Annotated in this window: 16 protein-coding genes and 1 tRNA gene; 13 read left to right on the forward strand and 4 right to left on the reverse strand. The window is 71.2% G+C overall.

Annotated elements, in window-relative coordinates:
• Position 1: 1 nt before the first annotated feature.
• Both AB0B50_RS11405 and AB0B50_RS11410 read left to right on the forward strand, forming a co-directional pair.
• The gene (locus AB0B50_RS11405) at positions 2-3,385 is read left to right on the forward strand and encodes an amino acid adenylation domain-containing protein (RefSeq protein ID WP_362328776.1); all 3,384 of its coding nucleotides are present in this window, start codon (positions 2-4) and stop codon (positions 3,383-3,385) included.
• On the forward strand, positions 3,382-5,565 hold the full coding sequence (locus AB0B50_RS11410; protein WP_362328778.1) for a beta-ketoacyl synthase N-terminal-like domain-containing protein: 2,184 nt from the start codon (positions 3,382-3,384) through the stop codon (positions 5,563-5,565). The genes AB0B50_RS11405 and AB0B50_RS11410 overlap by 4 nt, the downstream gene beginning before the upstream one ends.
• A gap of 62 nt (positions 5,566-5,627) precedes the next feature.
• Here the strand turns inward: AB0B50_RS11410 and AB0B50_RS11415 are convergent, their stop codons facing one another.
• On the reverse strand, positions 5,628-6,389 hold the full coding sequence (locus AB0B50_RS11415; protein ID WP_362328779.1) for an alpha/beta fold hydrolase: 762 nt from the start codon (positions 6,387-6,389) through the stop codon (positions 5,628-5,630).
• 205 nt (positions 6,390-6,594) lie between these two features.
• On the opposite strand from AB0B50_RS11415, the gene AB0B50_RS11420 reads away from it, so the two are divergent.
• The 3 genes from AB0B50_RS11420 to tatA are packed head-to-tail and all read left to right on the forward strand — an operon-like array spanning position 6,595 to position 9,927.
• Positions 6,595-6,969 carry a metalloregulator ArsR/SmtB family transcription factor gene (locus AB0B50_RS11420; protein WP_362328781.1) on the forward strand — a complete coding sequence of 125 codons (375 nt, stop codon included), beginning with the start codon at positions 6,595-6,597 and terminating at the stop codon, positions 6,967-6,969.
• Entirely contained in the window at positions 6,962-9,709 is a 2,748-nt protein-coding gene (locus tag AB0B50_RS11425; protein WP_362328782.1) for an HAD family hydrolase, read from the forward strand. The genes AB0B50_RS11420 and AB0B50_RS11425 overlap by 8 nt, the downstream gene beginning before the upstream one ends.
• Positions 9,710-9,756: 47 nt before the next feature.
• Entirely contained in the window at positions 9,757-9,927 is a 171-nt protein-coding gene (tatA, locus tag AB0B50_RS11430; protein WP_362328784.1) for a Sec-independent protein translocase subunit TatA, read from the forward strand.
• Here tatA and AB0B50_RS11435 read toward each other — a convergent pair whose 3' ends face one another.
• The 3 genes from AB0B50_RS11435 to AB0B50_RS11445 all read right to left on the reverse strand — a co-directional run bounded on the left by AB0B50_RS11435 (position 9,928) and on the right by AB0B50_RS11445 (position 15,313).
• Positions 9,928-10,599: a YceI family protein gene (locus AB0B50_RS11435; protein ID WP_362328786.1), complete on the reverse strand. Its 672-nt coding sequence runs from the start codon at positions 10,597-10,599 to the stop codon at positions 9,928-9,930.
• Between the two features lie 193 nt (positions 10,600-10,792).
• Complete coding sequence (locus tag AB0B50_RS11440) at positions 10,793-14,035, reverse strand: ATP-binding protein (protein WP_362328788.1); 3,243 nt, start codon at positions 14,033-14,035, stop codon at positions 10,793-10,795.
• Between the two features lie 1,206 nt (positions 14,036-15,241).
• Positions 15,242-15,313: transfer RNA gene (locus AB0B50_RS11445), tRNA-Arg, on the reverse strand.
• Positions 15,314-15,517: 204 nt separating this feature from the next.
• Between AB0B50_RS11445 and AB0B50_RS11450 the strand changes: the two genes are divergently transcribed.
• The 8 genes from AB0B50_RS11450 to AB0B50_RS11485 all read left to right on the forward strand — a co-directional run bounded on the left by AB0B50_RS11450 (position 15,518) and on the right by AB0B50_RS11485 (position 26,433).
• Positions 15,518-16,030 (forward strand): response regulator, encoded by a 513-nt coding sequence (locus AB0B50_RS11450; RefSeq protein ID WP_362328790.1) that lies wholly within the window; start codon positions 15,518-15,520, stop codon positions 16,028-16,030.
• Between the two features lie 246 nt (positions 16,031-16,276).
• Entirely contained in the window at positions 16,277-17,500 is a 1,224-nt protein-coding gene (gene nrtL, locus AB0B50_RS11455; RefSeq protein WP_362328792.1) for an ArgS-related anticodon-binding protein NrtL, read from the forward strand.
• A gap of 45 nt (positions 17,501-17,545) precedes the next feature.
• The gene (lysA, locus tag AB0B50_RS11460; RefSeq protein WP_362328794.1) at positions 17,546-18,937 is read left to right on the forward strand and encodes a diaminopimelate decarboxylase; all 1,392 of its coding nucleotides are present in this window, start codon (positions 17,546-17,548) and stop codon (positions 18,935-18,937) included.
• 103 nt (positions 18,938-19,040) lie between these two features.
• Positions 19,041-20,333 carry a homoserine dehydrogenase gene (locus AB0B50_RS11465; RefSeq protein ID WP_362328796.1) on the forward strand — a complete coding sequence of 431 codons (1,293 nt, stop codon included), beginning with the start codon at positions 19,041-19,043 and terminating at the stop codon, positions 20,331-20,333.
• A 6-nt stretch (positions 20,334-20,339) separates the two neighbouring features.
• On the forward strand, positions 20,340-21,398 hold the full coding sequence (thrC, locus tag AB0B50_RS11470) for a threonine synthase (RefSeq protein ID WP_362328798.1): 1,059 nt from the start codon (positions 20,340-20,342) through the stop codon (positions 21,396-21,398).
• 253 nt (positions 21,399-21,651) lie between these two features.
• Entirely contained in the window at positions 21,652-22,569 is a 918-nt protein-coding gene (gene thrB, locus AB0B50_RS11475) for a homoserine kinase (protein ID WP_362328800.1), read from the forward strand.
• Positions 22,570-22,966: 397 nt separating this feature from the next.
• Complete coding sequence (gene rho / locus AB0B50_RS11480; RefSeq protein WP_362328802.1) at positions 22,967-24,982, forward strand: transcription termination factor Rho; 2,016 nt, start codon at positions 22,967-22,969, stop codon at positions 24,980-24,982.
• A gap of 320 nt (positions 24,983-25,302) precedes the next feature.
• On the forward strand, positions 25,303-26,433 hold the full coding sequence (locus AB0B50_RS11485) for an LCP family protein (RefSeq protein ID WP_362328804.1): 1,131 nt from the start codon (positions 25,303-25,305) through the stop codon (positions 26,431-26,433).
• The last annotated feature ends 149 nt before the right edge of the window (positions 26,434-26,582 follow it).

Below are 26,582 nucleotides of genomic sequence, written 5' to 3' on the forward strand. Positions count from 1 at the left end.
AGTGGACGACACACTGGACCCGGCGGCCCAAGCGGCCGTCCTGGACCCGGCGGCCCATGCGGCCGTCGAGGAGTACGAGTTCCCCGTCTCCGACGCCCAGAGCCGGCTCCTGGTCCTCGACCGGATGAACCCCGGCACCGCCCAGTACAACGTGCCCGCCGCCTTCGCCGTGCACGGCCCCTTCGACCTCGGCGCGTTCACGCGCGCGCTGGACGGCCTCGTGGCCCGCCACGAGTCGCTGCGCACCGTCTTCCGCACCGCGCCCGACGGCACGCAGACGCAGATCGTCGCCGCGTCCGGCCGGGCGCACCTGGTGGTCGAGAAGGACGTGCCGACGCGGGAGGCGGAGGCGCGGCTGCGTGCCGACGCCGCCCTCCCCTTCGACCCGGAGGCGGGACCGCTGCTGCGGTGCGCGGTGTACGCCGTCGACGACGGCAGCCACCGCGTGCTGCTCGTCGCCCACCATCTGATCTGCGACGGCTGGTCCCTCGGCATCATCCTGCGCGACCTGTCCGCCGCGTACGCGGACGAGTCCAGGGGAGTGCTCCACGAAGCCCCCGAACTCCCGCTCCAGTACCCGGACTTCGCGGTCTGGCAGCGCGAGCGCCAGGCCGAGGGCGGCTGTGCCGAAGCCGTGGCACACTGGGCCGCCCGGCTGCGCGGGGCGCCCGAGGTCCTCTCGCCGCCCCTGGACCGGCCGCGCCCCGCGGTGCGCACGGCCGCGGGCGGCAGCGAGCGGTTCCTGCTGCGCGGCGGCGTCCGCGCGCGCCTGGCCGAGGCGGCCCGCGCGCGGGGCGGGACGCCGTTCATGGCCCTGTTCGCCGCGTACGCCGCGTTCCTCGGACGCCTCAGCGGCCGCGACGACCTGGTGATCGGCTACCCGGTGTCCGGGCGCGACAGGCCCGAGCTCCAGGAGATGGTCGGCATGCTGACCAACACCCTGGCGCTGCGCGTCGACCTCTCCGGCGACCCGTCCTACGGCGAGCTGATCGGCCGGATCCGCGCCGCCCTGCTCGCCGGACAGCCGTACCAGGACGCCCCGTTCGAGGCCGTCGTGGACGCGCTCGCCCCGTCCCGCGAGACCAGCCACGACCCGGTGGTGCAGGTGATCTTCGCGTACGACGACGACACGGACCTGACCCTCGGGCTCGCGGGCGCCCGCGTCGAGCGCGTCGAACTGGCCTTGGACACCGCCAAGTTCGACTTCCATCTGCATGTCGAGCGCTGGGGGTCCCCCGCGGGGGAGAGCGAAGGCGGATCGAGCGAAGGTGGATCGGGCCAAGCTGGATCGAGCGAACGTGGATCGAGCGAAGCCGGATCGCGCGGCGACGGAGACCTCGCCGCGCAGTTCATCTACCGCAGCGACCTCTTCGAGGCGGCCACCGTCCGCGCCTGGGCGCGCGCCTTCGAGACGTTCCTCGACGCGGCCCTCGCCCGCCCCGACGCCCCGCTCGTGACCCTGGACGCCGTCCCGGCCGCCGACCGCGCCCGCGCCGTCGAGGCCGCCGACCGCACCGCGGAGGCCGCGCCCACGGACCGCTTGGTGCCCGACATCATCGCGGACGTCGCCGCCGCACGGCCCGACGCCACCGCCCTGGTCTGCGGTGACGTCCGCTACAGCTACCGCGAACTCCTCGCCGCGGCCGACCGGTTGGCGGCCCGGCTGCGCACCCGCGGGGTGCGCCCCGGCGTCCGGGTCGGCCTGCTGCTGCCCCGCTCGGCCGAGATGGGCGTCGCCGCCCTCGCGGTGCTCCGCGCGGGCGGCGCGTACGTCCCCCTGGACCAGGCCCACCCGCACACCCGCCTCGCGCACATGGTCGAGGCCTCCGGTACGCGGCTGCTCCTGACGGCGGCGGAGACCGCGCAGCAGGGGGAGGCGCTGGACGTGCCGTGCCTGCGCGTGGACGAGCCGGCGGGGGAGCCGGGGGAGCGGGGGGAGCCGGGCCCCGCGCCGTCCCCCGAAGACCTCGCGTACGTCCTGTTCACCTCCGGCTCCACGGGCGTGCCCAAGGGCGTCGCCGTCGAGCACCGCGCACTGGTCAACCTGACCATGGCCGTGCGGCCCGCGTTCCCCGTCACCGCCGACGACCGCGTGCTGCAGTTCGTGTCGTTCGGCTTCGACGTAGCCGTCTCCGACCTGTTCTTCCCCTGGGTCGCGGGCGCCGAGCTGCACATCGCGGGGGACGACGAACGGCTCGGCGACGCGCTGTTCGCCCGCCTTCGGGACTCGCGCATCACATACGTGTTCCTGCCGCCGTCCGCCGCGATGCTGCTGCCCGACGTGACCGGGCGCCTGCCCGAGCTGCGGACGCTCGCGGTCGGCGGCGAGGCCTGCCCGGCCGAACTGGTCGAGCGGCTCAGCGAGCCGGGCCGCAGGATCGTCGACGCGTACGGCCCCAGCGAGGCCACCGTCTACTCCACCACCGCCGACCTCGAACCCGGCGAACCCGTGGTCATCGGCAGGCCGGTGCCCGGCTCGCGCGTCCACGTCCTCGACGACCGCCTGCGCACGGTCCCGACCGGCGTGACCGGCGAGGTCTACATCGCGGGTGCCTCGCTGGCCCGCGGCTACATCGGCCGCCCCGGCATGACCGCCGAACGCTTCGTCGCCGATCCGTACGGCCCGCCGGGCGCCCGGATGTACCGCACCGGCGACCTCGCCCGCATCGACGCGCACGGCCGCATCCACTACCTCGGCCGCTCCGACTCCCAGGTCAAGCTGCGTGGCGTCCGTATCGAACTCGGCGAGATCGAGGCGCTGTTGGCAGGCTTCCCGGACGTGGCGGTCGCCGCGGCCGCCGTGTGCGGCACCGGCGCCGAGCAGCGCCTCGTCGCGTACGTCGTGCGCCGCGAGGGAGCGACCCTCTCGGACGATTCCCTGCGCGCCCACCTCGCCGAGCGGCTGCCCGGCTACATGCTGCCGGAGCTCTACGTCCACCTCGACGAGCTGCCGCTCAACCGCTCGGGCAAGATCGACCGGGCGCGGCTTCCCGAACCCGCGGCCGAGCGAGGCGATTCGGCGCGTACGTACGTCGCCGCGCGCACCGCCACCGAAGCGCGCGTGGCCGAGGTGTGGGCCCGCGCGCTGACCCTGGACCGGGTCGGCGTCCACGACAACTTCTTCGACCTGGGCGGCAATTCGGTACGGATGCTGGGCGTTCTCGCCGCGCTCCGCGAGACGGCGGAGGGCAGTGAACTCTCCCTCGTCGACCTGTTCCGCCACCCCACCGTCGCCTCGGTCGCGGCACACCTCGACCGGGCGTCCGACGCGGCCACCGAGCCCCCCGCCACCGCCACAGCGGCACAGCGCAGGGGCGACGACCGCCGCGCACGCCAGACAGCAGCCGCACAACGGCTCCGCTCCAGGAAGGGCACGCCACGATGATCGACCCCACCCTCGACCCGGCTCTCGAATCCGCCATCGCCGTCGTCGGGATGAGCGGGCGGTTCCCCGGCGCCCCCGACCTGGACGCCTACTGGGCGAACCTGCGCGACGGCGTCTGCTCCATCGCCGACTTCACCGAGGACGAACTCCTCGCCGACGGCGCGGACCCGGCGGAGCTCGGCGGCCCCGACCACGTGCCCGCCAAGGGGTACCTCGCCGACGCCGACCGCTTCGACGCCGACCTCTTCGGCTTCAACCGCACCGAGGCGGCCGCCCTCGACCCCCAGCACCGGATCCTCCTGGAGACCGCCTGGGCCGCCCTGGAGGACGCGGGCCGCGACCCGCTCGCCGCGCCGGACCGCACCGGCGTCTACGTCGGCGGCAGCCCGACCGAGCACATGCTGGCCGCCCACACCGACCGGCGCCTCGCCGCGTCGATCGGCGCGATGCAGATCCGCATCCTCACCGACCGGGAGTTCCTCGCCCCCTGGATCTCCTACCGCCTCGGCCTCGAGGGCCCGAGCCTGACCGTGCAGACGGCCTGCTCGACCTCGCTGACCGCGGTACACCTCGCCGCCCAGGCGCTCCTCCTCGGCGAGTGCGACACCGCGCTCGCGGGCGGCGTCAGCGTCGACACCGTCCGCAGGCAGGGGTACGTCCACTACGAGGGCGGCATCTTCTCCTCCGACGGCCGTTGCCGCCCCTTCGACGAGCGGGCGGGCGGCACCGTGCCCGGCAGCGGCGTGGGCGTGGTCGTGCTGCGCCGCCTCACCGACGCGCTCGCCGACGGCGACCCGATCCGCGCGGTCGTGCGGGGCAGCGCCCTGACCAACGACGGCGCCACGAAGGTCGGCTTCACCGCTCCCGGCGTCGAGCAGCAGACCGCGGCCGTCGTCGAGGCGTGGTCGGCGGCGGGCCTCGCCCCCTCCGAGGCCCAGTACGTGGAGACGCACGGCACGGCCACGGAACTGGGCGACCGCATCGAACTGGCGGCGGCCACCGCGGCGTTCACGGCCGGGGCCCCCGGAGCCGACGGCCCCGCCACAGCCACCGGAACCGGAACCGGAACCGGCACCGGAACCGGAACCGAAACCGGCACCGGAACCGAAACCGGCACCGGCACTGGAACCGCCACCGGAATCGGCATCGGTTCCGTGAAGTCGAACATCGGCCACCTGGACGCGGCCGCGGGCGTGGCCTCGCTCATCAAGGCGGTGCTCATGCTGGAGCACGCCACGCTGGCGCCCACCGTCAACGTCACCCGCCCCCACCCCGAACTGCGCCTGGACGCCTCGCCGTTCCGCGTCGTGGACCGCGCCGCCCCCTGGCCGGGCACGGAGGGGGGACCGCGCCGCGCAGGGGTGAGCTCGCTCGGCATCGGCGGCACGAACGTCCACGTCGTCCTGGAACAGGCACCGGACCGCCTCGCGGCCCCCGGCACCACGGCGACGCCGGGGCGCACCGAGCTCCTCGCCCTCTCCGCCCGCACGGACAAGGACCTCACCGCGGTCGCGGCCCGGCTCGCGACCGCCCTGCGCGCCCCCGACGCGCCCTCCCTCGCCGATGCCGCCCACACGCTGCGCACCGGCCGCACCCCCATGGACGTACGCGCGTACGTCCTGGCATCGGACCCGGCACAGGCGGCCGAGCGGCTGACGGCGTTCGCGGAGGGCCGTCGCGGTCCCGGCGAGGACACGGACGGCGGCCCCGACACCGACGGGCTGCGCGGGCTCGGCGAGCTGTGGCTGAAGGGCGGCGCGGTCCCGTGGCCGGAGGAGGCGGACCGGGGCCGCAGGGTGAGCCTGCCGACGTACCCGTTCGCGGGGGAGAGCTTCGGCGCGCTCACGCTCTCGCGCCGGACGGAGGAAGCAGCCGCCGCCCCGGACGGCGAGGCGTCGTCCGACCTGACGAAGGCCGTCTCCGCGCTCCTCGCCGAGGCCCTCGGCCTGGAGGGCCCGGTCGGCCCGGAGACGACCTACTTCGCGGCGGGCGGCGACTCGCTGACCGCCGTGCACCTGGTCGGCAGGCTCCGGGACGACTTCGGCATCGAGGTGCCCATCACCCTGTTCCTGGAGGAGCTGACCCTCCCCGAACTCGCGGACCGCATCGTCGGGGCGAAGGAGCAGGACGGGGCGGAGGACTCGCTGGACGCGCTCCTGTCGGAGTTCGAGGCGGAGTAGCCCGCAGGTCGCGGTGAGTTCGCGAGCTCACCGCAACCCGCGGGCGCTCGGAGCCCGCAGGCTCACGTCGTCGTCGCGCTCCGGTCCGGGAGCGCGGCGGCGATGACGTCGGTGACGTACGGCAGGTGGTCGTCGAGGAAGAAGTGCCCGCCGGTCAGTACGTGACAGGAGAAGGCGCCCCGCGTCTCGCGCTGCCAGGCGCGCGCGCCCTCGATCGTGACGCGCGGGTCGTCGTCCCCGGTCAGGACGGAGAGCGGGCAGTCCAGCGGGGGAGCGTCGCGGTACACGTAGTCGTCCACGATCCGGTAGTCGGCGCGGACCGGCGGCAGGAAGAGCGGACGCAGCTCGGGCGAGGACAGCACCTCGCTCTCCGTGCCGGACAACTTCCGCATGTCGGCGACGAGTTCGTCGTCGGACATCTCCCGCACCGGCCGCCCTCCCGCGGGCCGCCAGGGAAGCGAGGGCCCCCGCCGCCCGGACACGATCAGGGCGGCGGGCGTGCGCCCCTCGGCCGCCATGCGCCGCGCGGTCTCGAACGCGAGGAGTGCGCCCATGCTGTGCCCGAACAGGGCGAGCGGCCTGCCGTCGTCCCACGCGGGCAGCGCGGCGAGCACGGCGTCGACGACCTCGTCCGCCCCCTCGGCGAACGGCTCCCCGTACCGGTCCTGGCGGCCCGGGTACTGCACGAGCACCGGATCGACGACGCCCGTGACGGCGGCCGACAGCGCGTGATAGGCGCTGACCGAACCGCCCGCGTGCGGGAAGCAGAGCAGACGGGTCCCGGCGGTGGGTGCGGGGTGGAAGCAACGTATCCAGTCGCCCACGAGCGCCTTCCTTTCGTGTTACTTGGTCCTCTTGCGTGTTGCGTGGTCCTCGAACCCGGCCAGCATGCCGCAGAAGCCCCGCCCGCGCCGATCCTTTCGGCGGACAGCGGCGCAGGTCACTCAGGCCGCTCACGGTCGTACCCGCCACCTAGACTGACCCGGCACGGCGGGAGGGACGACAGTGGGCGGAAAGAGAGGGCGGCGGATGACGACGGCTGCCGACGGCCACGACGACCCGCCCCGTCCGCCGGGCGCGCCGGACCCGCCCGCCGAACTGCTCGCGGAGGCGGCGTCCGCCTTCGGCCTGCTCGCCTCACCGGCACGGCTGCACATCGTGTGGGCCCTCGCGCAGGGCGAGAGCGACGTGACGGGTCTCGCGGAGCGGGTGGGCGGCGCGCTCCCCGCCGTCAGCCAGCACCTGACCAAACTGAAGCTCGCGGGCCTGGTGGGCGCACGCCGAGAGGGCCGCAGAATGGTGTACTTCGCCGCGGACCCGGATGTGGTGAGGGTGGTACGGCTCCTGGTCACGCAGCTGGCGTCACGGGCCCCGGCGGGCGGCCTCCGCGGAACCGGTGTCTGACGGTTCGGCGGCCGGGCCCACCACGCTCACGGTCCTGCGCTCGCTGGAGTCCGGGCCGCGCGGTCTCACCGAGGAGGAGGCCGACGCCCGGCTCGCCCGGCACGGCCCGAACACCCTGCCGACCCGGCGGACCGTGCCGTGGCCCGGCCGCTTCATACGGGCCCTGCACGACCCCTTCACCGCCGTCCTGCTCTGCCTCGGCCTGGTCTCCGCCGCCGTCGCCGCCTGGGGCACGGCCTGTGTGATCACGGCCTTGGTGGCGGTCAGTTGCGCGCTCCGGTCCACGGGCGAACACCGCGCCGACCGTGCGATGGCCGCGCTGCGCGACCTGGTGCCCACCACGGCCACGGTCCTGCGCCGCCCCCGCGAGGGCGCACCACCGGCACCTCGCGAACTCCCCGTCGACGAACTGGCCCCCGGCGACGTCGTCCGGCTCGCCCCGGGGGACCTGATCCCGGCGGACGTCCACCTGCTCAAGTCGACGGGCCTGTACGTGAACCAGGCGGCGCTGACGGGAGAGTCGGCACCGGTTGCCAAGCACGCGGTGGACGCACTGGCGGGCGGTGACTCACCGGTGGACGGTGACCCCCCGGCGGGCGGTGGAACCGCCGCCCCTCCTCCCTCCTTCGACTCCCCGCACCTCTGCTTCCAGGGCAGCAGCGTCGCGTCCGGCGGCGGCACGGCGGTGGTGACGGCAACGGGCACCGGGACGCGCTTCGCCGCGGGATACGGCTCCACCACCGTCCGCCGCTCCCGCCACCCGCACCGTCACCCCAGCGCCTTCGACCGCTCCGTACGGGGCGTGTCCTGGATCCTCGTACGCTTCATGCTGCTCACCCCGCCGCTGGTGCTCGTCGCGGACGCGGCCCTGCGCGGACGCGGCCTGGAGACGCTGCCGTTCGCCGTCGCGGTGGCGGTCGGACTGACCCCGGAGATGCTGCCGGTGGTCGTCACCACCTGCCTCGCACGGGGCGCGGCCGACCTGGCCCGCACGCACCGCGTGACCGTGAAGCGGCTACCGGCCCTGCACGACCTCGGCGCCATGGACGTCCTGTGCGTGGACAAGACGGGCACGCTGACGCAGGACCGCCCGGTCGTGGAGCGAACGATGGGCGAGGGGACCGAGAAGGCGGAGACCGAGAAGGCGGACACCGAGAAGGCGGACACCGAGACGGAGGAGGCCCTGCACTGGGCGGCGGTGAACGCCTGGTGGACCCTCCAACTGGCAGACCTGCCCGCCCCGGACGCCCTGGACGAGGCGATCCTGGACGCGGCGGACGAGGACGCCCTCACCCGCTACGACGGCATCGCGGCCCTCCCATTCGACCCCGTACGCCGTCTGGCCACCGCAGTGGTGACACGCCCCGGCGCCGGCCTCGGCGTCCACACGCTCGTGGTCAAGGGGGCCGTGGAGAACGTACTGGAGCGCTGCGCGCTGCCCGACGAGGAGCGCGCCCGCCTCCAGGCCCGTGCCGCACACCACGCGGAGCGGGGCCTGCGCCTCCTGGCGGTGGCCACCGCGGACCGCCCCGCACGGCACCGAGCCTGGACGCCGAAAGACGTACGTGGCCTGACGTTCCGGGGTTTCGTCCTCCTGCGCGACGCGCTGACACCGGCCGCAGGACCGGCCCTGCGGACGCTCGCCGGCCGTGGCGTCACGGTCAAGATCCTGACCGGCGACCACCCGGGCACGGCGGCGCGGGCCTGCCACGACCTGGGCCTGTCCCTCACCCCGGACGACATCCGCACAGCCTCCGACTTCGAGGACCTCGCCCTCCCCGAACTCGCCGAACTGGCGCACCGCACCACGGTCTTCGCCCGCTGCACCCCCGAGCTGAAGGCCCGCGTCGTCACGGCCCTGCGCGCCCACGGCCACACCACGGGCTTCCTGGGAGACGGCGTCAACGACCTCCCGGCCCTGAGGGCGGCCGACGTGGGCGTGGCACCGCACGAGGCGACGCCGGTGGCGAGGGAGACGGCGGACGTGATCCTCCCGGAACAGGTCCCGGAGCAGGTCCCGGAGCCGGTCTCGGAACAGACCCCGGAACAGACCCCGGAACGCACGGAGGCATCCGGGCGCCCCTGCACCGCAACGGACCTGGCGGCGCTGGACAGAGCCATCACCACGGGCCGAGGAGGCGCGGCGCAGGTGACGGCATACCTCTGCATCACCCTCTCCTCGAACCTCGGCAACGTCATGGCCATGCTCACAGCGGCCCTGCTGCTCCCCTTCCTGCCGATGCTCCCGGCACAGGTGCTGGCCCAGAACCTCTGCTTCGACGCGGCCCAACTGGCCTTCGCCCACGAACGCCCGCCGTCCAGGGCCCTGCGCCGCCCCACGCCCCTGCGCCCCCGCCCCCTCCTCCGCTTCATCACCCGCTTCGGCGCCCTCAACGCCCTGGCGGACCTGGCCACGTTCGCGATCCTCGCCGCCGCGGCACCGGGCCCGACGACCACGGCGGACGAACCGCTCTTCCACGCGGGCTGGTTCACGGAGAACCTGGTCACGCAGTCCGTGGCGATGCTGCTGCTCCGCACGACACGCACGATTGGCGCGACCGGCACGAGGGCCACACCGCTCACCTGGTCGGCAGGAGCCCTGGCAGCCGCAGGCCTCGTACTCCCCACCACGCCTCTGGGCCAGGCCCTGGGCATGACACCTCTGCCACCTCTCTTCTACGTACTCCTGTGCGCGGTGGTGGCGCTGTACGCGACGGCACTGCGCGCCCTGAGTCGATAGTTGTACAGTTGCGCAACAAGGCAACTATTGATGAAGGCGAGGCCCCGATGATCCGCAACGCCCTGGAGCCCTGGCACCTACTGATCGTCGCGATAGTGGTCCTCGCCCTGTTCGGCTCGAAACGCCTCCCGGACACGGCCCGCTCCCTGGGCAAGTCGCTCCGCATCCTCAAGAGCGAGACGAGGGCACTGAAGGAGGACGGCCAAAAGCAGGAGTGACTACGAAGCGCCCTGAACGCTCGGAGCGCTCCGAATCGCGGAGATGTCGAACTGCAGCCGAACCTTCTCGCTCACCATGGTGCCGCCGGCCGCGAGGCGCTGGTTGTAGACGAGCCCCCACTCGGTGCGGTCGATGGTGGTGGTGCCGTCGAAGCCGCAGCGCTCATAGCCGAACGGGTCCAGGACCGAGCCGAGATAGTCGAGCTGCAGCTCGACGGGCCGGGTGACGTCACGGATGGTCAGATCCCCGGTCATCCGGAAACTCTCCCCGCCCTCATGACGCGCGGAGGTACTCCGGAAGACCATCTCCGGAAACCGCCGGGCATCGAAGAAGTCGGCACCGACGAGATGGGCATCCCGCTGCTCCACACCGGTGTCGACACTGCCGACCCGAATGACGAGCTCGGCCCGCGAGGCGGAGGGCCGCTCCCCGTCGAAGTACAGCGAACTCTCGTAGTCGGCGAAGGCGCCCCGCACCGTAGTGACCATCGCGTGCCGCACGGAGAACCCGATGCGACTGTGCGGACGGTCGATGGTCCACTGCCCGGTGAGCCCCCGCAGCGCAGGATCAAGCGCGACACCGCTGACCTCACCCCGGGGGGAAGGCACACCGGCAAGCCCGAACGACGACGCCTCGACGGCGGCACCCTGACGACGACTGAAGATGCCCACGGTCCGTACCCTCCTCCGGAATTGATCACTCCGTGCTATCACGGCACTCGTGACGTGTCCCCAGCAAGATGAGCACCCTCGTCCGGCTTCCATGGCACGGGCGGCAAAGATGCACAGGATCGACAAAGTGTGGATGCACGGTAGGCCGTGCTGGCGTCACCCACGGTGAGATGCGGACGACGACCGCCCGAGGTCAGCCGGACGGCACCCGGGCCAGAGCTGTTCGGACGGTCTCCGCCAGGTCGCCGACCTGGACCCCGAGGTCACGGAGGTGCCGGGCGGTGTCAGCCACAGGGAGGTCGGCGCGGCGGGCGATGCGGACGAGCTGGGCGAGCGGCATGGGCGGGTCCTCCGGTAGCGGCAATGCGTATTCGTCCGAGGTCAACAGACGCAATGCGGCACCGTAGTTGAGACCCGGCGGAAGGTCGTCGCGGGAAACCCGGAGCCCGTAGGAGCTCAGCCGTGCGGCGAGCTCCTTCGGGCGCCGACCGAGATCCCGGGAGGCCAGGATCAGGAGGAAAAAGGGGATCTCGTCGTCCGGTCCGAGTCGATACCACCAAGGGGCGTCCCGGTCGTCGTCGGATACTCGCAGAAGGTCCTCGCAGCGGAAGAGCTCGCGGTCGAGTTCGGTGGGGCGTGAGGGCAGCATCATGCCTACCCTTACGTGGTACTTGGCCAGCCGGTTGATCAGAGAGCGCAGACTGAGCCCCAGTTCCTCCGCGACGGTGATGAGCTGGTAGAAGTCTGGCGCGCGATCGGTCCAGAAGGGTGACCAGTCGCTGCCGGCATAGCCGCCGAGCAGTTCGAAGTCGTCGGGCAGCTCACGGCAGGTGGCTCGTGGTGGGAGCGAGAAGCCGAGGCGTTCGTACTCGGCCCGCACGTCGTCGGCCGACAGCTCCAGCCAGCCCTGCACGGCGATCAGTTGCCAGGGAGGAAGCGGTCGGGTGGCACTCACCCAGGGCCACATGCCGTTGTGTTCCTGGCTCAGCCAGGCGACGCACTCCTGGTCCGGGCGTTCCGGCAGGTCGAACGGCTCCACTTCCAGGCCGTAGCGTTCGATTCGGCGCCTTACCTCGTCCGGACGCAGTCCTGTCCGCAAGGCGGCCTGGGCCACATGGCCGGGTGGCACGGGACCGTTACGCCCGATCCCTAGGTACCTGGAGACCTCGCCGTCTTGGTGGAGAAGCTGGAGATCCGTCTCATCGGGGCCGCCGTCCGGCAGGTCGCACGGCACGACCGGGAGGCCGTAGGACCGCAGACGGGCCGCCGCTTGCGTCGCGTTCACCCCGAGGTCTTCGCCGATCCTCAGCAGATCGTCGATCGTCGCGCTTGTGTGCCCGTAGTTGTGCAGCCTGTCGAGCCAGGCCATGTCCGAGGTGTCTGATTCACCCGAGTCGGAGACGGAAGGGAGGGTCAAGTCGTTGTACCCGAAGCGCCGTCGCCGCTCCACAAGACCTGCGGGGTCACAGCCGAGCCGCCGGGCGACGTCGAAGACGACCGAAGGTCCGGTCTTCGTGACCGGCTTGTGCATTCCAGTGAGGAGCCCCAGGTCCGACGGCCGGGCTCTTGTCACCTGGCGCGCCTCCGCCAGTTCCGGTAGGAGATCCGTCAGCTGACGGGACAGATCGGTGTTCCCGTGGGCGAGCATCCGCCAGAGCAGAAGATGGTCCGGAAGCAAGAGAAACGCCGAGTGCTCGGAGTAACCGCGCAGGCCGTTCGGCGCCAGCAAGTTGTCGAGAATCAGCCGGTCGAGAGGGAAGCAGCCCGATTCAGCGGGCACGGTTCGCTGACTGTAGCGAAGCCTGAACCCGCTCTCTGCCTCGAACGCCGCTTCGGCCACCAGATCCGCGGTGCGCGGGCTGCTTTCGGCCACTTCGCTGATCCACTCCAGGGTGAGGAACTTCGCCCCGCTCGTCACCAGGGTGGGCGCTGCCGCGGTGAGCAGTTCCTCGACCCGCCCCGACACGTCGGTCAGCAGACTGCAGCGATCGGTGCTCAGCTGCTGAGGTGCGTAGTCCCCGCTGAGGTTCACCACGACGCCCCGCGAGCCGGACATCACGCCCACCTGATGCTGCGGCTGGACCAGAATGCCGTCCACCAGCAGCATGCCCCCGTGCTCGCACCAGATCACTTGCGCACCCGGCGGGCTGTCCTCCCAGACCACCAGTTCTCCGCTGGCTTGACCCTCCCGTGAGTATTTGACCGACCGCTCGAGACCCCCTGCTTCCCACACCTTCTGTCGTCCGGAGTGCTCTGCGGTCGTCCGGAACTCAGCCATGTGCAGCACCTCGGCCAGTGCGTCCACGGCCGACCAGGTACGAGGCTCCTCCTGGAGGTAGAGCCGCACCTGGGTGCCTGGGGTGCTGCCCCGTCCTTCCTTCTCCACGATCCTGAACAGATGGTTCGGCCCGAGGATCTGGGCCTCCACCACCGGGCCGGGCGCTCCGTCCAGCCCCATTCGGCACGACGTCACCCGGATCTCGTCCGCGAGCATGAAGTACGACAGGACTCCGATCCCGAACCGGCTGTTCGGGTACAGCCGCACCGGGGGTTCCACCCGATGCCATTCGGCCTGCTCCAGCAGGAAGTCCGGCTGCTCCGCGAAGCGGGCCCCGGCATGCGAGAACACCCCGCGCAGCTCCGCCTCGCCCATGCCGATCCCGTCGTCCGAGCACTCCAGGTAGGCGCGGCCTTCGTCGTCCACCCCCTGGTGGAGGCCGATCCCGCCCTCGTACGGGTGGAAGGGGCGTCCGGACCGCTCCAGGAACTGTGTCCTGGCGCGCCGGTAGCGACAGGCGTCGAGGGCGTTCTGGTAGAGCTCGCGGACAGCCAGGCCGCGGTCCTTGTAGAGCTGGGTCCCCGTCAGCATGTTGCGCACCCTGCGGTCGTCCAGCCGGAACCGCGCCCCGCTGATGAAGGTGCCCTCCGCAGGAACCACGCCGTCCGCCGAGATCCGCCCGGGCAACCGCGGCATCGGCTGGGCAATCCGGTCGGGGACGGTGCGTCCGACCGCGAGCAGCAGTCCGTCCAGCCGCTCGGCATGCTCGCGCAGGGCCTCCACCACGGCCTCGTGCTCGCAGACCGCCTTCAGGACCGGCAGCTCTGGAGGCCCGCCCCACGTCATTGAGGTGAGTGTGCGCCGCACCCCGTCCAGCTCGACGGCGTTGGGAATGCCGATGTGCTCGACCACCGTGTCCGGCAGAACCGAGAGCTCGATCGCAGCGCCGTACGCAACGGACAGGAGCAGGCTCATGCGCCGCTCCCGGATACGCTGCCGACCGGGCCCAGGAAGGAGCTCGTCCGCTTCCAGCTGGCCCAGATGCTCTGCGTTGCAGACGTCGGCTCCGAGGCGCAGACCGGTGAGGATCCTGACCAGCCGACGCGGGGCCAGGGCTTCGGACAACGGACCTCTCTCCGCGGCGAGTTCGGCGTCCAAGTCGGAGAGCTGGCCCGCCGCCTCCTGCTGCTCCAGCCAGCAGCGGTACAGCCACCAGCCGATCACCGGCGCGGCTTCCGGCCGTAGCTCGGCCCGGTTCACCAGCCGGTCGTGGCCGGTGAGGAACGACTGATACTCGGTACGCCACCTGGACGCCTTCGGTCGGACACGCAGGTCGGCAGGGTCGGCCTCCATCCGGGAGGCGACCAGTCGGAGCTGACGGGCTTGGTACAGGTAGGGCAGCAGCACGAGGAACCCGGCCTCCGACGGATAGAGGTCGAGCGTGCCGTCGGGCTCCCCGAGCAGCCACTCCACCCGGTCCGCGAATCGCGCCGCGAATCCTGGGTCGGCCCACGGGTCTCCGGCAGTCCGCAGTCCGGCGGCGTCTCTGACGGCGGCCAGACGCCCGGCCAGTCGCGTTGCGTGTCTGCGGTGTGCCTCCACGTCGCGCGGGGCCGAGTGTGCCCAGATGGCCGACTCCAGCACGGCCCGGACCCACGGGTCCTTTGGAGGGGCCGGCTCAGGGGCTTGCACCGTCACCGAAGCGGCCTGGATCACTGGCCCTGCATAGTGTCCTCCGTGAATGGCGTTCGTGTTCCGGTACTGATCCATCCGAAGCCCTTCCCAGCTACTGCGCTATCGCAGCCTAGGCGGCCGCAGGTGCTTGCACCTGTGATTCGACCGGTCAACGGGCCTTCCTCTTCTGAGGAGTTGGGCTGCCACCGGGCGCCGCTTCGCGGAGGAGAGGCTTTCTCCACAGTCCGGAGCGTGATCGCGGTCTCGGAACGAGGAGACTCCTGCTGCGCCGGGCCACAGAGTTCGAGGACTTCTCAACATGTTGGCCTGACGATCAGTTGAAGGCCGAGGGGCTTGCGTCGGAGATTCGCCGGGTGGTGAACGTAAAGGGCTCGTTCACGCGCTTGCAGCAAGAGAGCGAACTGCAACGCCACCATCAACTCAGGCGACAACAAGAGGCGCGGGATGCGTAGGTGGCGCAAGCAGAGAAACGTCGGCAGCGGATCCGATCTCAGCCTCGGGCTTCACACAGCAGGCCTGAGCCGGGGCGTAGCCTGCCATGATCATCAGGCCGTCATTGTCTGATCACTGGCAAACGGCTGCTTCCAACGGCATCCGTCTGCACATACGCGAAGACCCCGCCCTCAGCGAAGTCGCTGGTGACGGGGTCTTTGGGCACCTTGTGCAAGGTGCCCCCGGCAGGATTCGAACCTGCGCACACGGCTCCGGAGGCCGTTGCTCTATCCCCTGAGCTACGGGGGCGTGTCGTTCGCGGTTGGCGTGGCGACGGGTAGAACCCTACCAGCTCCTCGGGGCTCCCCATGAACAGGTATTTCCGGGCCTCCGGGTCCACCGCGGCGGACCCGGAGGCCCCGCGAGGCTCCGCAGTCGCTGCCGACTCCCTCGCACGGGGCGGAAGTAGGGAAAACCGGGACGCGGCGGTGGGCGCGGACCTACTCTCGAGTTGTGTCAGGCGTGCCCGGCCGCGTGCTTGTTGTGGACGACAACAAGGTCATCCGGCAACTGATCAGGGTCAACCTCGAGCTGGAGGGCTTCGAGGTCGTGACCGCGGCCGATGGTGCCGAATGCCTGGACGTCGTGCAGCAGGTCCAGCCCGACGTGGTCACCCTCGACGTCGTGATGCCCCGGCTCGACGGACTGCGGACCGCCGCGCGACTCCGTTCCGACGCCCGGACCCGGAACCTGCCGATCGTCATCGTCAGTGCCTGTACGCAGTACGAGGTGGAGAGCGGCCTGGAGGTCGGCGTCGACGCCTTCCTCGCCAAGCCCTTCGAGCCGAGCGAACTGATCGGAATCGTACGGCAGTTGATGGAGCGCGAGGGGCGCGGCCCCGGGCGTGAGCGCGGCCCGGTGGGGAGTGAATGCCGAGCCGGTGGACCCGGCGGGGCCAGTGGGATGGGCTCAGGTTCCGGTTCCAGCAGCGACGAGGCCGAGCGCGCCACACAGGCCGGCGGCTGACCGCGGAGTTCCCGTTCAGGGATCAGGGCCGCCACCCCGATCAGGGCCGCCACCCCAGGCAAAGCCCCCCCCAGGCAAAGCCCCCCACTCCGAGCCCCCCCCGCACTCCGAGCCCCCACCCCGAGGCCATCTCCCCGACCCTCCCCACCCCGAGGCCATCTCTCCCGAGGCCCCTCCGTCCACATCCCGGACCATCCAAGAAACCAAGTCGCCTACCCACCCCCCTCCTCCCATACGCTTGTCTCCGTGACCCCCGTCGAGCTCTCCCGCACCGTGCTGCGCGCCATGCGCCATGCCGTCGATGCCGGGGAGCTCCGCATGGCAGTGCCGGAGGCAGGGAGTGTGCGGGTCGAGCGGCCGCGACCCGGGGGGTGCGGGGACTACGCCACCGGCGTCGCCCTGCAGGTCGCCCGTGCCGCAGGGCGTTCCCCGCGGGACATCGCCGAGGTGCTGTCCCCGCGGCTCGCCGCCGAGCCCGGCATCGCGGGCGTCGACATCACCGGGCCCGGGTTCCTCAACATCACCCTCGCGGGCGCCCGCGCCGAAGCCCTCGTGCGCGAGGTCATGGAGCGCGGCGGTTGCTACGGGCACGTCCACCCCGACACCGGCCGACTCGCCCAGATCCACGTACCCCGTGAGATCCGCGCCGTCGTCCTCGCCGACAGCGCCCGCCGCATCCTCCGCTCCCAGGGCACCCTCGTCCGTGTCACCTGCGACGACGTCCTCGACCCCGCCTGGGTGGACGCTCTCGGCGTACGGGTCGACGCGTACGGACGGCCGCCCCAGGAGACCCGGCCCCCGCACTCCGACGCTGCCCGGCCGGACGACGCCCCCGGCGTGCGGCAGGCCGCGCAGTCGGCCGACGGTCACGGACAGCCGCCGCCCCAGACCACCCCCACCCCGCGCCCCATCCCCACCCTGCGCCCCGTCCCCGCCCCCGCAGACCCCGACCCCCTCCTCCTCGGTCGCGACGCCGCCCGGTGGGCCCTGCTTCACCCCGCCGCCCACGACCATCCCCGCCCCACCGCGGAGCACCTCGTCCAGCGTGAGAGCAACCCCCTCTTCCGCGTTCGGTACGCCTACTCCCGCTCCCGCGCCCTCACCCGCAACGCCGCCGGGCTCGGCTTCGCCGCCACCCCTGGCGACGTGCCCGAGAATCCCCCGCAGACCGCCCTGCTCGACGCGATCGACGCGTACCCCGCCGTCCTCGCCTCCGCCGCGCACCACCGTGCCCCGGACCGCCTCGCCCGGCACCTCGTCGCCACCGCCGACGCCTTCCTCGCCTGCAGCGCACCCCAGAGCGGCCCGCAGGGCACCGGCACCGGCACCGTTACCGGCAGCATCCTGCCGCTCGGTGACGAGAAACCCTCGGCCACCCACCGCGCCCGGCTCGCCCTCGCCGAAGCCGCCGGGACGGTGCTGGCCGGTGGCCTGTCCCTGCTCGGCATCAGCGCACCCGAATACCTGTGACACCCGCGAGAGACGAGTGTCACCCGTGAGAGAGACGACCGAGTCATGAGCCGTTCCGCACACCCCGCCGGGCCCCGCCACGCCGACGTCCTGCCCGAGGGCCACTACAGCGCGCCGCCCACCGACCTCAACGCCCTGGACGCCAAGGTCTGGTCCCGCACGGTCACCCGCACCCCCGAGGGCGTCGTCACCACCGGCGGCATCGAAGTGACGCGCCTGGCCGAGGAGTTCGGCACCCCCGCGTACTTCATCGACGAGGCCGACTTCCGCGCCCGCTGCCAGGCCTGGCGCGACGCCTTCGGCACCGAGGCCGACGTGTTCTACGCGGGCAAGGCCTTCCTCTCCCGGGCCGTCGTGCGCTGGCTGCACGAGGAGGGGCTCAACCTCGACGTGTGCAGCGGCGGCGAGCTCGCCACCGCCCTCGCCGCGGGCATGCCCGCGGAGCGCATCGCCTTCCACGGCAACAACAAGACCGTGGACGAGATCGAGCGTGCGGTCGAGGCCGGCGTCGGGCGCATCGTGCTCGACTCCTTCCAGGAGATCGCGCGCGTCTCGCACATCGCCGAGCGCCTCGGCAAGCGCCAGCCGGTGCAGATCCGCGTGACCGTGGGCGTCGAGGCGCACACCCACGAGTTCATCGCCACCGCCCACGAGGACCAGAAGTTCGGCATCGCACTCGCGGGCGGCCAGGCCGCGGAGGCCGTGCGGCGCGCGCTCAAGCTGGACGGGCTCGAACTCATCGGGATCCACTCCCACATCGGGTCGCAGATCTTCGACATGGCCGGGTTCGAGGTCTCCGCCCGCCGCGTCGTGCAGCTGCTCGCCGAGGTGCGCGACGAGCACGGCGTCGAGCTCCCCGAGATCGACCTCGGCGGCGGCCTCGGCATCGCGTACACGAGCGACGACGACCCCCGCGAGCCGCACGAGATCGCCAAGGCGCTGAACGAGATCGTGACGAGGGAGTGCGCGGCGGCGAAGCTGCGTACTCCTCGCATCTCCGTCGAGCCCGGCCGCGCCATCGTCGGCCCGACCGCCTTCACGCTCTACGAGGTCGGCACGGTCAAGCCCCTCGAAGGGCTGCGTACGTACGTCTCCGTGGACGGCGGCATGTCCGACAACATCCGCACCGCGCTGTACGACGCCGAATACACCGTCGCCCTCGTCTCCCGCTCCTCCGACGCCGAGCCCATGCTGGTGCGCGTCGTCGGCAAGCACTGCGAGAGCGGTGACATCGTCGTACGCGATGCTTTCCTCCCGGCCGACCTCGCGCCCGGCGACCTGATCGCCGTGCCCGCGACCGGCGCGTACTGCCGCTCCATGGCGAGCAACTACAACCACGCACTTCGCCCGCCCGTCGTCGCCGTCCAGGACGGCGAGGCGCGGGTGATCGTCCGGCGTGAGACGGAGGAAGATCTCCTGCGTCTCGACGTCGGATAATGAAAAAGATGAAATAGATGTCTCAGGATCCGGACAATGGACAGAAAGTCCGTTCCGGTGGGTGAGACTGGTTCCACCGTAGATGTATGAGAAGTGAGGTCGGATGATGCGTACGCGTCCGTTGAAGGTGGCGCTGCTGGGCTGTGGGGTTGTCGGCTCAGAGGTGGCGCGCATCATGACGACGCACGCCGACGACCTCACAGCCAGGATCGGCGCCCCGGTGGAGCTCGCCGGGGTCGCCGTCCGTCGCCCCTCCAAGGTGCGTGAGGGAATCGATCCGTCACTGATCACCACCGACGCGACCGCGCTGGTCAAACGGGGTGACATTGACGTCATCGTCGAGGTGATCGGTGGCATCGAGCCCGCCCGCACCCTCATCACCACCGCGTTCGAGCACGGCGCGTCGGTCGTCTCCGCGAACAAGGCGCTCATCGCGCAGGACGGCGAGGCGCTGCACGCCGCCGCCGTCGAGCACGGCCGCGACCTGTACTACGAGGCCGCCGTCGCCGGTGCCATCCCGCTGATCCGGCCGCTGCGCGAGTCCCTCGCCGGCGACAAGGTCAACCGCGTCCTCGGCATCGTGAACGGCACGACCAACTTCATCCTCGACGCCATGGACACGACGGGGGCGGGCTACCAGGAAGCCCTCGACGAAGCCACCGCGCTCGGGTACGCGGAGGCCGACCCGACCGCCGACGTCGAGGGCTTCGACGCCGCCGCCAAGGCCGCGATCCTCGCGGGCATCGCCTTCCACACGCGCGTGCGTCTCGACGACGTGTACCGCGAGGGCATGACCGAGGTCACCGCCGCCGACTTCGCGTCCGCGAAGCGTATGGGCTGCACGATCAAGCTCCTCGCGATCTGCGAGCGGGCCGCCGACGGCGAGTCCGTCACCGCGCGCGTGCACCCCGCGATGATTCCGCTCAGCCACCCGCTGGCGTCGGTCCGCGAGGCGTACAACGCCGTCTTCGTCGAGGCGGAGGCCGCGGGACAGCTGATGTTCTACGGCCCCGGCGCCGGTGGCTCGCCCACTGCGTCCGCCGTCCTCGGCGACCTCGTCGCGGTCTGCCGCAACAAGCTCGCCGAGGCCACAGGACCCGGCGACTCCGCGTACACCCAGCTGCCCGTGAGCTCCATGGGCGAGGTCGTCACGCGCTACCACATCAGCCTCGACGTGGTCGACAAGCCGGGTGTCCTCGCCCAGGTCGCGACGGTCTTCGCCGAGCACGGCGTATCGATCGATACGGTCCGTCAGACGGGCAAGGACGGCGAGGCATCCCTCGTCGTCGTCACCCACCGCGCGCCCGACGCCGCCCTCACCGGCACCGTCGACGCGTTGCGCAAACTCGACACCGTGCGTGGTGTCGCCAGCATCATGCGGGTTGAAGGGGAGTAAGCAGCAATGAGCCACCAGTGGCGCGGAATCATCGAGGAGTACCGGGACCGCCTTCCGGTCTCCGACACCACGCCGGTCGTGACGCTTCGCGAGGGCGGCACGCCGCTCGTACCCGCGCAGGTGCTCTCCGAGCGCACGGGCTGCGAGGTCCACCTCAAGGTCGAGGGCGCCAACCCCACCGGTTCCTTCAAGGACCGCGGCATGACCATGGCGATCACCAAGGCCAAGGAGGAGGGCGCGAAGGCCGTCATCTGCGCCTCCACCGGCAACACCTCCGCCTCCGCGGCCGCCTACGCGGTCCGTGCCGGAATGGTCTGCGCGGTTCTGGTGCCGCAGGGCAAGATCGCCCTCGGCAAGATGGGCCAGGCGCTCGTCTACGGCTCGAAGATCCTCCAGGTCGACGGCAACTTCGACGACTGCCTGAACCTCGCCCGCGGGCTCTCCGAGAACTACCCGGTGGCGCTGGTCAATTCGGTCAACCCGTTCCGCATCGAGGGCCAGAAGACCGCGTCCTTCGAGATCGTCGACGCGCTCGGCGACGCCCCCGACATCCACGTCCTTCCCGTCGGCAACGCCGGCAACATCACCGCCTACTGGAAGGGCTACAAGGAGTACGCGGCCGACTCGGTGTCGACGCACACCCCCCGGATGTGGGGCTTCCAGGCCTCCGGTTCCGCGCCCATCGTGCGCGGCGAGGTCGTCAAGGACCCCTCGACGATCGCCACCGCGATTCGCATCGGCAACCCCGCGTCGTGGGACTTCGCGCTCGCCGCGCGGGACGAGTCGGGCGGCTTCATCGACGAGGTGACGGACCGTGAGATCCTGCGCGCCTACAAGCTGTTGGCGTCCCAGGAGGGTGTCTTCGTGGAGCCCGCGTCGGCCGCTTCGGTCGCCGGTCTGCTGAAGGCCGCCGAGCAGGGCAAGGTCGACAAGGGCCAGAAGATCGTCTGCACGGTCACGGGCAACGGCCTCAAGGACCCCGACTGGGCCGTCGCCGGCGCGCCGCAGCCGGTCACCGTCCCGGTCGACGCGGCCGCCGCGGCCGAGCGCCTCGGCCTGGCGTAACCACGGCACAACCACGGGGAAACCCGGCAACTCCGAACAGGGGGTGCACAGGGGGCTTACGACACGCATCGTGCGCCTCCTGTGCGCCCTATGTCGCCACAGAACCTTCCTTCGATAGGCTGTACCGAACCCGCCCCGCCGCATATGCCGCGGTGCCGCCGTTGTCCGCGGCCTTCGGGTGTTCCGTACATGTGGCGCGTAGTACAAATTACGCAGTCTCAAAAACACGCAGCTCAAGGAGAGTCATCGAGCGATGGCCGGTCCCGCGTTCCGCGCCGCCGCCGTCCGGGTGCGCGTCCCCGCCACCAGTGCCAACCTCGGTCCGGGCTTCGACGCTCTGGGCCTGGCCCTGGGTCTGTACGACGACGTGGTCGTCCGGGTGGCCGACTCCGGCCTGAACATCGACATCGCAGGGGAGGGCAGCGAGACCCTCCCGCGCGACGAGTCGCATCTGCTCGTCCGCTCCCTGCGCACCGCCTTCGACCTGCTGGGCGGACAGCCGCGCGGACTCGAGATCGTCTGCGCCAACCGCATCCCGCACGGCCGTGGCCTCGGCTCCTCGTCCGCCGCCATCTGTGCCGGCATCGTCGCCGCGCGCGCCGTGACCATAGGCGGAGAGGCCAGGCTCGACGACGCCGCGCTGCTCGAACTCGCCACCGAGATCGAGGGCCACCCCGACAACGTCGCGGCCTGTCTGCTCGGCGGCTTCACGCTCTCCTGGATGGACGGGGGCGCGGCACGCGCGATCAGGATGGACCCGGCCGATTCCATCGTTCCGGTGGTTTTCGTCCCCGGAAAGCCCGTCCTCACCGAGACGGCTCGCGGACTGCTCCCGCGCACCGTCCCGCACGTCGACGCGGCTGCCAACGCGGGCCGGGCGGCCCTGCTCGTCGAGGCCCTGACCAGGCGCCCCGAGCTGCTGCTCCCCGCTACCGAGGACCGCCTCCACCAGGAGTACCGCGCCCCGGCCATGCCGGAGAGCGCCGCACTGGTGGAGCGGCTGCGCGCCGACGGCGTGCCCGCGGTGATCTCCGGCGCGGGACCCACGGTCCTCGCGCTGGCCGAAGACAGTGCGGCCGACAAGGTCGCACGCCTGGCGGGCGAGGGCTGGGCGGCCAACCGCCTGGCGCTCGACGCCACGGGAGCGAGCGTGCTGCCGCTTGCGCCCTGAGGCAGAGAACGCACTGAATTCGGGGTGTCCGGATTCGGAGAGGGGGAATGTTTGTTGGATCCGGTAGTGTTAATCTCAAGTCTGCACCCGACCCATCCATGGCGAGGTGCTTTGTGTCCCCGTCCGGGACAACCATTCTTCCGGGAGCCTCCCAATCTGCTTCGTGCCCTGCACTGAGCGGTCCTGAGCACGCTCCGGAACCGGCGTGACCGAGCCGAGTGACACCGCACTTCAGTGGCACCGCATCGGGAATCGCCATCACTAATGAATTCTTCCGCCGTCATGGCGGACCACCGCCCCGGCACGGTCCACACGGAACAGCAAGGACCGACAGCCGGACAGCACAACCGGTCGCCGAGCCAGACAGGCCGACGTCCGCTCCAGGGAAGGACCCTTCGTGAGCGACACCACCGATCTGATGGGCGTGACTGCCGACACGCCCGCCACGGACGCCTCTGCGGCGCCTGCCACCGGTGCTTCGGCCGGGTCCCGGCGGCGCCGCGGCACCGGCCTCGAGGGCATGGTGCTGGCGGAACTGCAGCAGGTTGCATCGGGCCTTGGGATCAAGGGCACCGGGCGCATGCGCAAGAGCCAGCTGATCGAGGTCATCAAGGAGGCGCAGGCAGGGGGCGGAGCCCCGGCGAAGAGCGCCGCGGCTTCCGGGGACACCACCGAGACCAAGCCGAAGCGCCGCGCCACCTCGAAGGCCCGTACGGGCGAGGCCGCCGCGGAGAGCGCCACCAAGGCGAGCAAGGCGGACAAGGCCGAGGCCAAGGCCGACAAGGCGCCCGCCCAGCAGCAGATCGACATCCCCGGCCAGCCGGCCAGCGACGACCAGCCGGCCGGTGAGCGCCGCCGGCGCCGGGCCACCGCCGACGCGGGCAGCCCGGAGACGGTCGCCGCCGAGGCGAAGGGCGAGTCGAAGGCCGAGGCCAAGGGCGACGCGTCCGAGGCCAAGGGTGACAAGGGCGGCGACGCCTCCGGCGACAACAACGCCGAGGGCCGCCGCGAGCGCCGTGACCGCCAGGGCCGCGGCCGTGACCGCGACCGCCGCGGCAACAAGGGCGACGACCAGCAGGGCGGCGGTCGGCAGGACCGTCAGCAGCAGGGCGGTGGCCGTCAGGACCGTCAGCGGGACAACGGACCGCGGGCCGACGAGGACGGGGACGACTTCGAGGGTGGCCGCCGGGGCCGCCGCGGTCGCTACCGGGACCGCCGTGGCCGCCGTGGCCGCGACGACTTCGGCAACGAGCCGCAGGTCTCCGAGGACGACGTCCTGATCCCCGTCGCGGGCATCCTGGACATCCTCGACAACTACGCGTTCATCCGTACGTCGGGCTACCTCCCGGGCCCCAACGACGTGTACGTCTCGCTGGCCCAGGTCCGCAAGAACGGTCTGCGCAAGGGCGACCACGTCACCGGCGCGGTCCGTCAGCCCAAGGACGGCGAGCGCCGCGAGAAGTTCAACGCGCTCGTGCGCCTCGACTCCGTCAACGGCATGGCGCCCGAATCCGGGCGCGGGCGGCCGGAGTTCAACAAGCTGACGCCCCTTTACCCGCAGGACCGGCTCCGTCTGGAGACCGACCCGGGCGTGCTCACCACCCGCATCATCGACCTCGTCTCGCCCATCGGTAAGGGCCAGCGCGGTCTGATCGTGGCCCCGCCGAAGACCGGCAAGACCATGATCATGCAGGCGGTCGCCAACGCGATCACGCACAACAACCCCGAGTGCCACCTGATGGTCGTCCTGGTCGACGAGCGTCCGGAAGAGGTCACCGACATGCAGCGGTCGGTCAAGGGCGAGGTCATCTCCTCGACCTTCGACCGTCCGGCCGAGGACCACACCACGGTCGCCGAGCTCGCCATCGAGCGCGCCAAGCGTCTGGTGGAGCTGGGTCACGACGTCGTCGTGCTGCTCGACTCGATCACCCGCCTCGGCCGTGCGTACAACCTGGCGGCCCCGGCCTCCGGGCGCATCCTCTCCGGTGGTGTCGACTCGACCGCCCTGTACCCGCCCAAGCGCTTCTTCGGTGCCGCGCGCAACATCGAGGACGGCGGCTCGCTGACCATCCTCGCGACCGCGCTCGTCGACACCGGGTCCCGCATGGACGAGGTGATCTTCGAGGAGTTCAAGGGCACCGGCAACATGGAGCTCAAGCTCGACCGGAAGCTCGCCGACAAGCGCATCTTCCCGGCGGTGGACGTCGACGCGTCCGGTACCCGCAAGGAAGAGATCCTGCTCGGCTCCGACGAGCTGGCGATCGTATGGAAGCTGCGCCGGGTGCTGCACGCGCTCGACCAGCAGCAGGCGATCGAGCTGCTTCTCGACAAGATGAAGCAGACGAAGTCGAACGCCGAGTTCCTGCTGCAGATCCAGAAGACGACCCCGACGCCGGGCAACGGCAACGACTAGTCGTCCTCAGCAGTCGAAAGGGCCGCCCCGTCACTGGTGTGACGGGGCGGCCCTTTTGATGTCCGGCGTGACCAAAGCGAGACCTTGGCCACACACATAAGAGATTCTCACAGTCACGGGCAGTAGCCCCGGGTTGAGAAAAACCGCAGGTAGGAGGCCGAAAGGCCGAAAGTGTGGACACGGGGAGTGAGCGGCGGACGCCGGGGCGCACATGCGGCGCTGTGCAACCCTTCAAGCGGTTTCCACGTCTGACAAGTGACGACGAACCACGCCTGACCCTGAAAGCAGGGGGTAACCGACCAACGGGGACTGAGGAGCACATGGCCGACGAGAGCACTCCCGCCAATCCAGCGGAGACGAAGTCGAAGCGTCCGCGCGGCGGAGGCGGCCGGCGCCGCAAGCCCCGCAAGCGCAGCAAGGCGCTCGTCGTCACGGCATGGACCGCGGCCTCGGTGGTCGTCCTCGGCGGAGGCGGTATCGGCTTCCTCTACTTCAAGCTCAACGGCAACATCAGGGGCGTCGACATCAACGCCGCGCTCGGCACGGACCGCCCCATGGACATCGACAACGGCTCCCAGGACATCCTCGTCCTCGGCTCGGACTCGCGCTCCGGCGACAACTCCAAGTACGGCAAGGACGAGGGCGCGGCCCGCTCGGACACGGCGATGATCGTGCACGTCTACAAGGGCCACAAGAAGGCCAGCGTCGTCTCCATACCCCGCGACACCCTGATAACCAGGCCCGAGTGCAAGTCCGTGGACGGCACGTCGACCGACCCCGGCGGCCAGCGGCAGATGTTCAACACGGCGTACGAGGTGGGCGGCCCCGCCTGCGCCGTCAAGACCGTCGAGAAGATGTCCGGCATCAGGATGGACCACTACGTCGAGGTGGACTTCACGGGCTTCAAGAAGCTCATCGACACCCTCGGTGGCGTCGACATCACCACCAAGAAGGACATCCGCGACAAGGACAGCCACCTCAACCTGGACGCCGGCACCCACACCCTCAACGGCGAGCAGGCCCTCGGCCTCGTCCGCACCCGGCACGGCGTCGGCGACGGCAGCGACCTTGGCCGCATCCAGCTCCAGCAGGCCTTCATCAAGGCCCTGATCAACCAGGTCAAGGACGTCGGCGTCTTCAGCAACCCGAAGAAGCTCTTCGACCTCGCGGACGACGCGACCAGCGCCATCACCACCGACTCCGACCTGAACGACGTGAAGTCGCTCGCGAGCTTCGCCAACGGTCTCAAGGGGATCGGCGCGGGCGACATGAAGATGGTCACGATGCCCATCCAGTACGACCCCAACGACCTCAACCGGGTCCTGCCCCTCGAAGAGGCGGACCAGGAGGTCTGGGACGCGCTCAAGGCCGACAAGCCCATCCCCAAGTCCGCCACCGAGAAGTCCGCGGGCGACAAGGGCTCCGCGGGCGACGTGGTCAGCAGCGACTGATCAGCGACTGATCAGCGACTGATCAGCAGCTGACCAGCGGCTGAGTCCTCGCGGGCCCCGCCAGGAATAGATCGGCACCTACCCCGGTTTTGGGAGATACGGCCGGTCCTGGCAGACTGGTACGTCGGCCCCGGTTCACGTACGAGCAA

Source organism: Streptomyces sp. NPDC041068 (genome assembly GCF_040647455.1).
Lineage (GTDB): Bacteria > Actinomycetota > Actinomycetes > Streptomycetales > Streptomycetaceae > Streptomyces.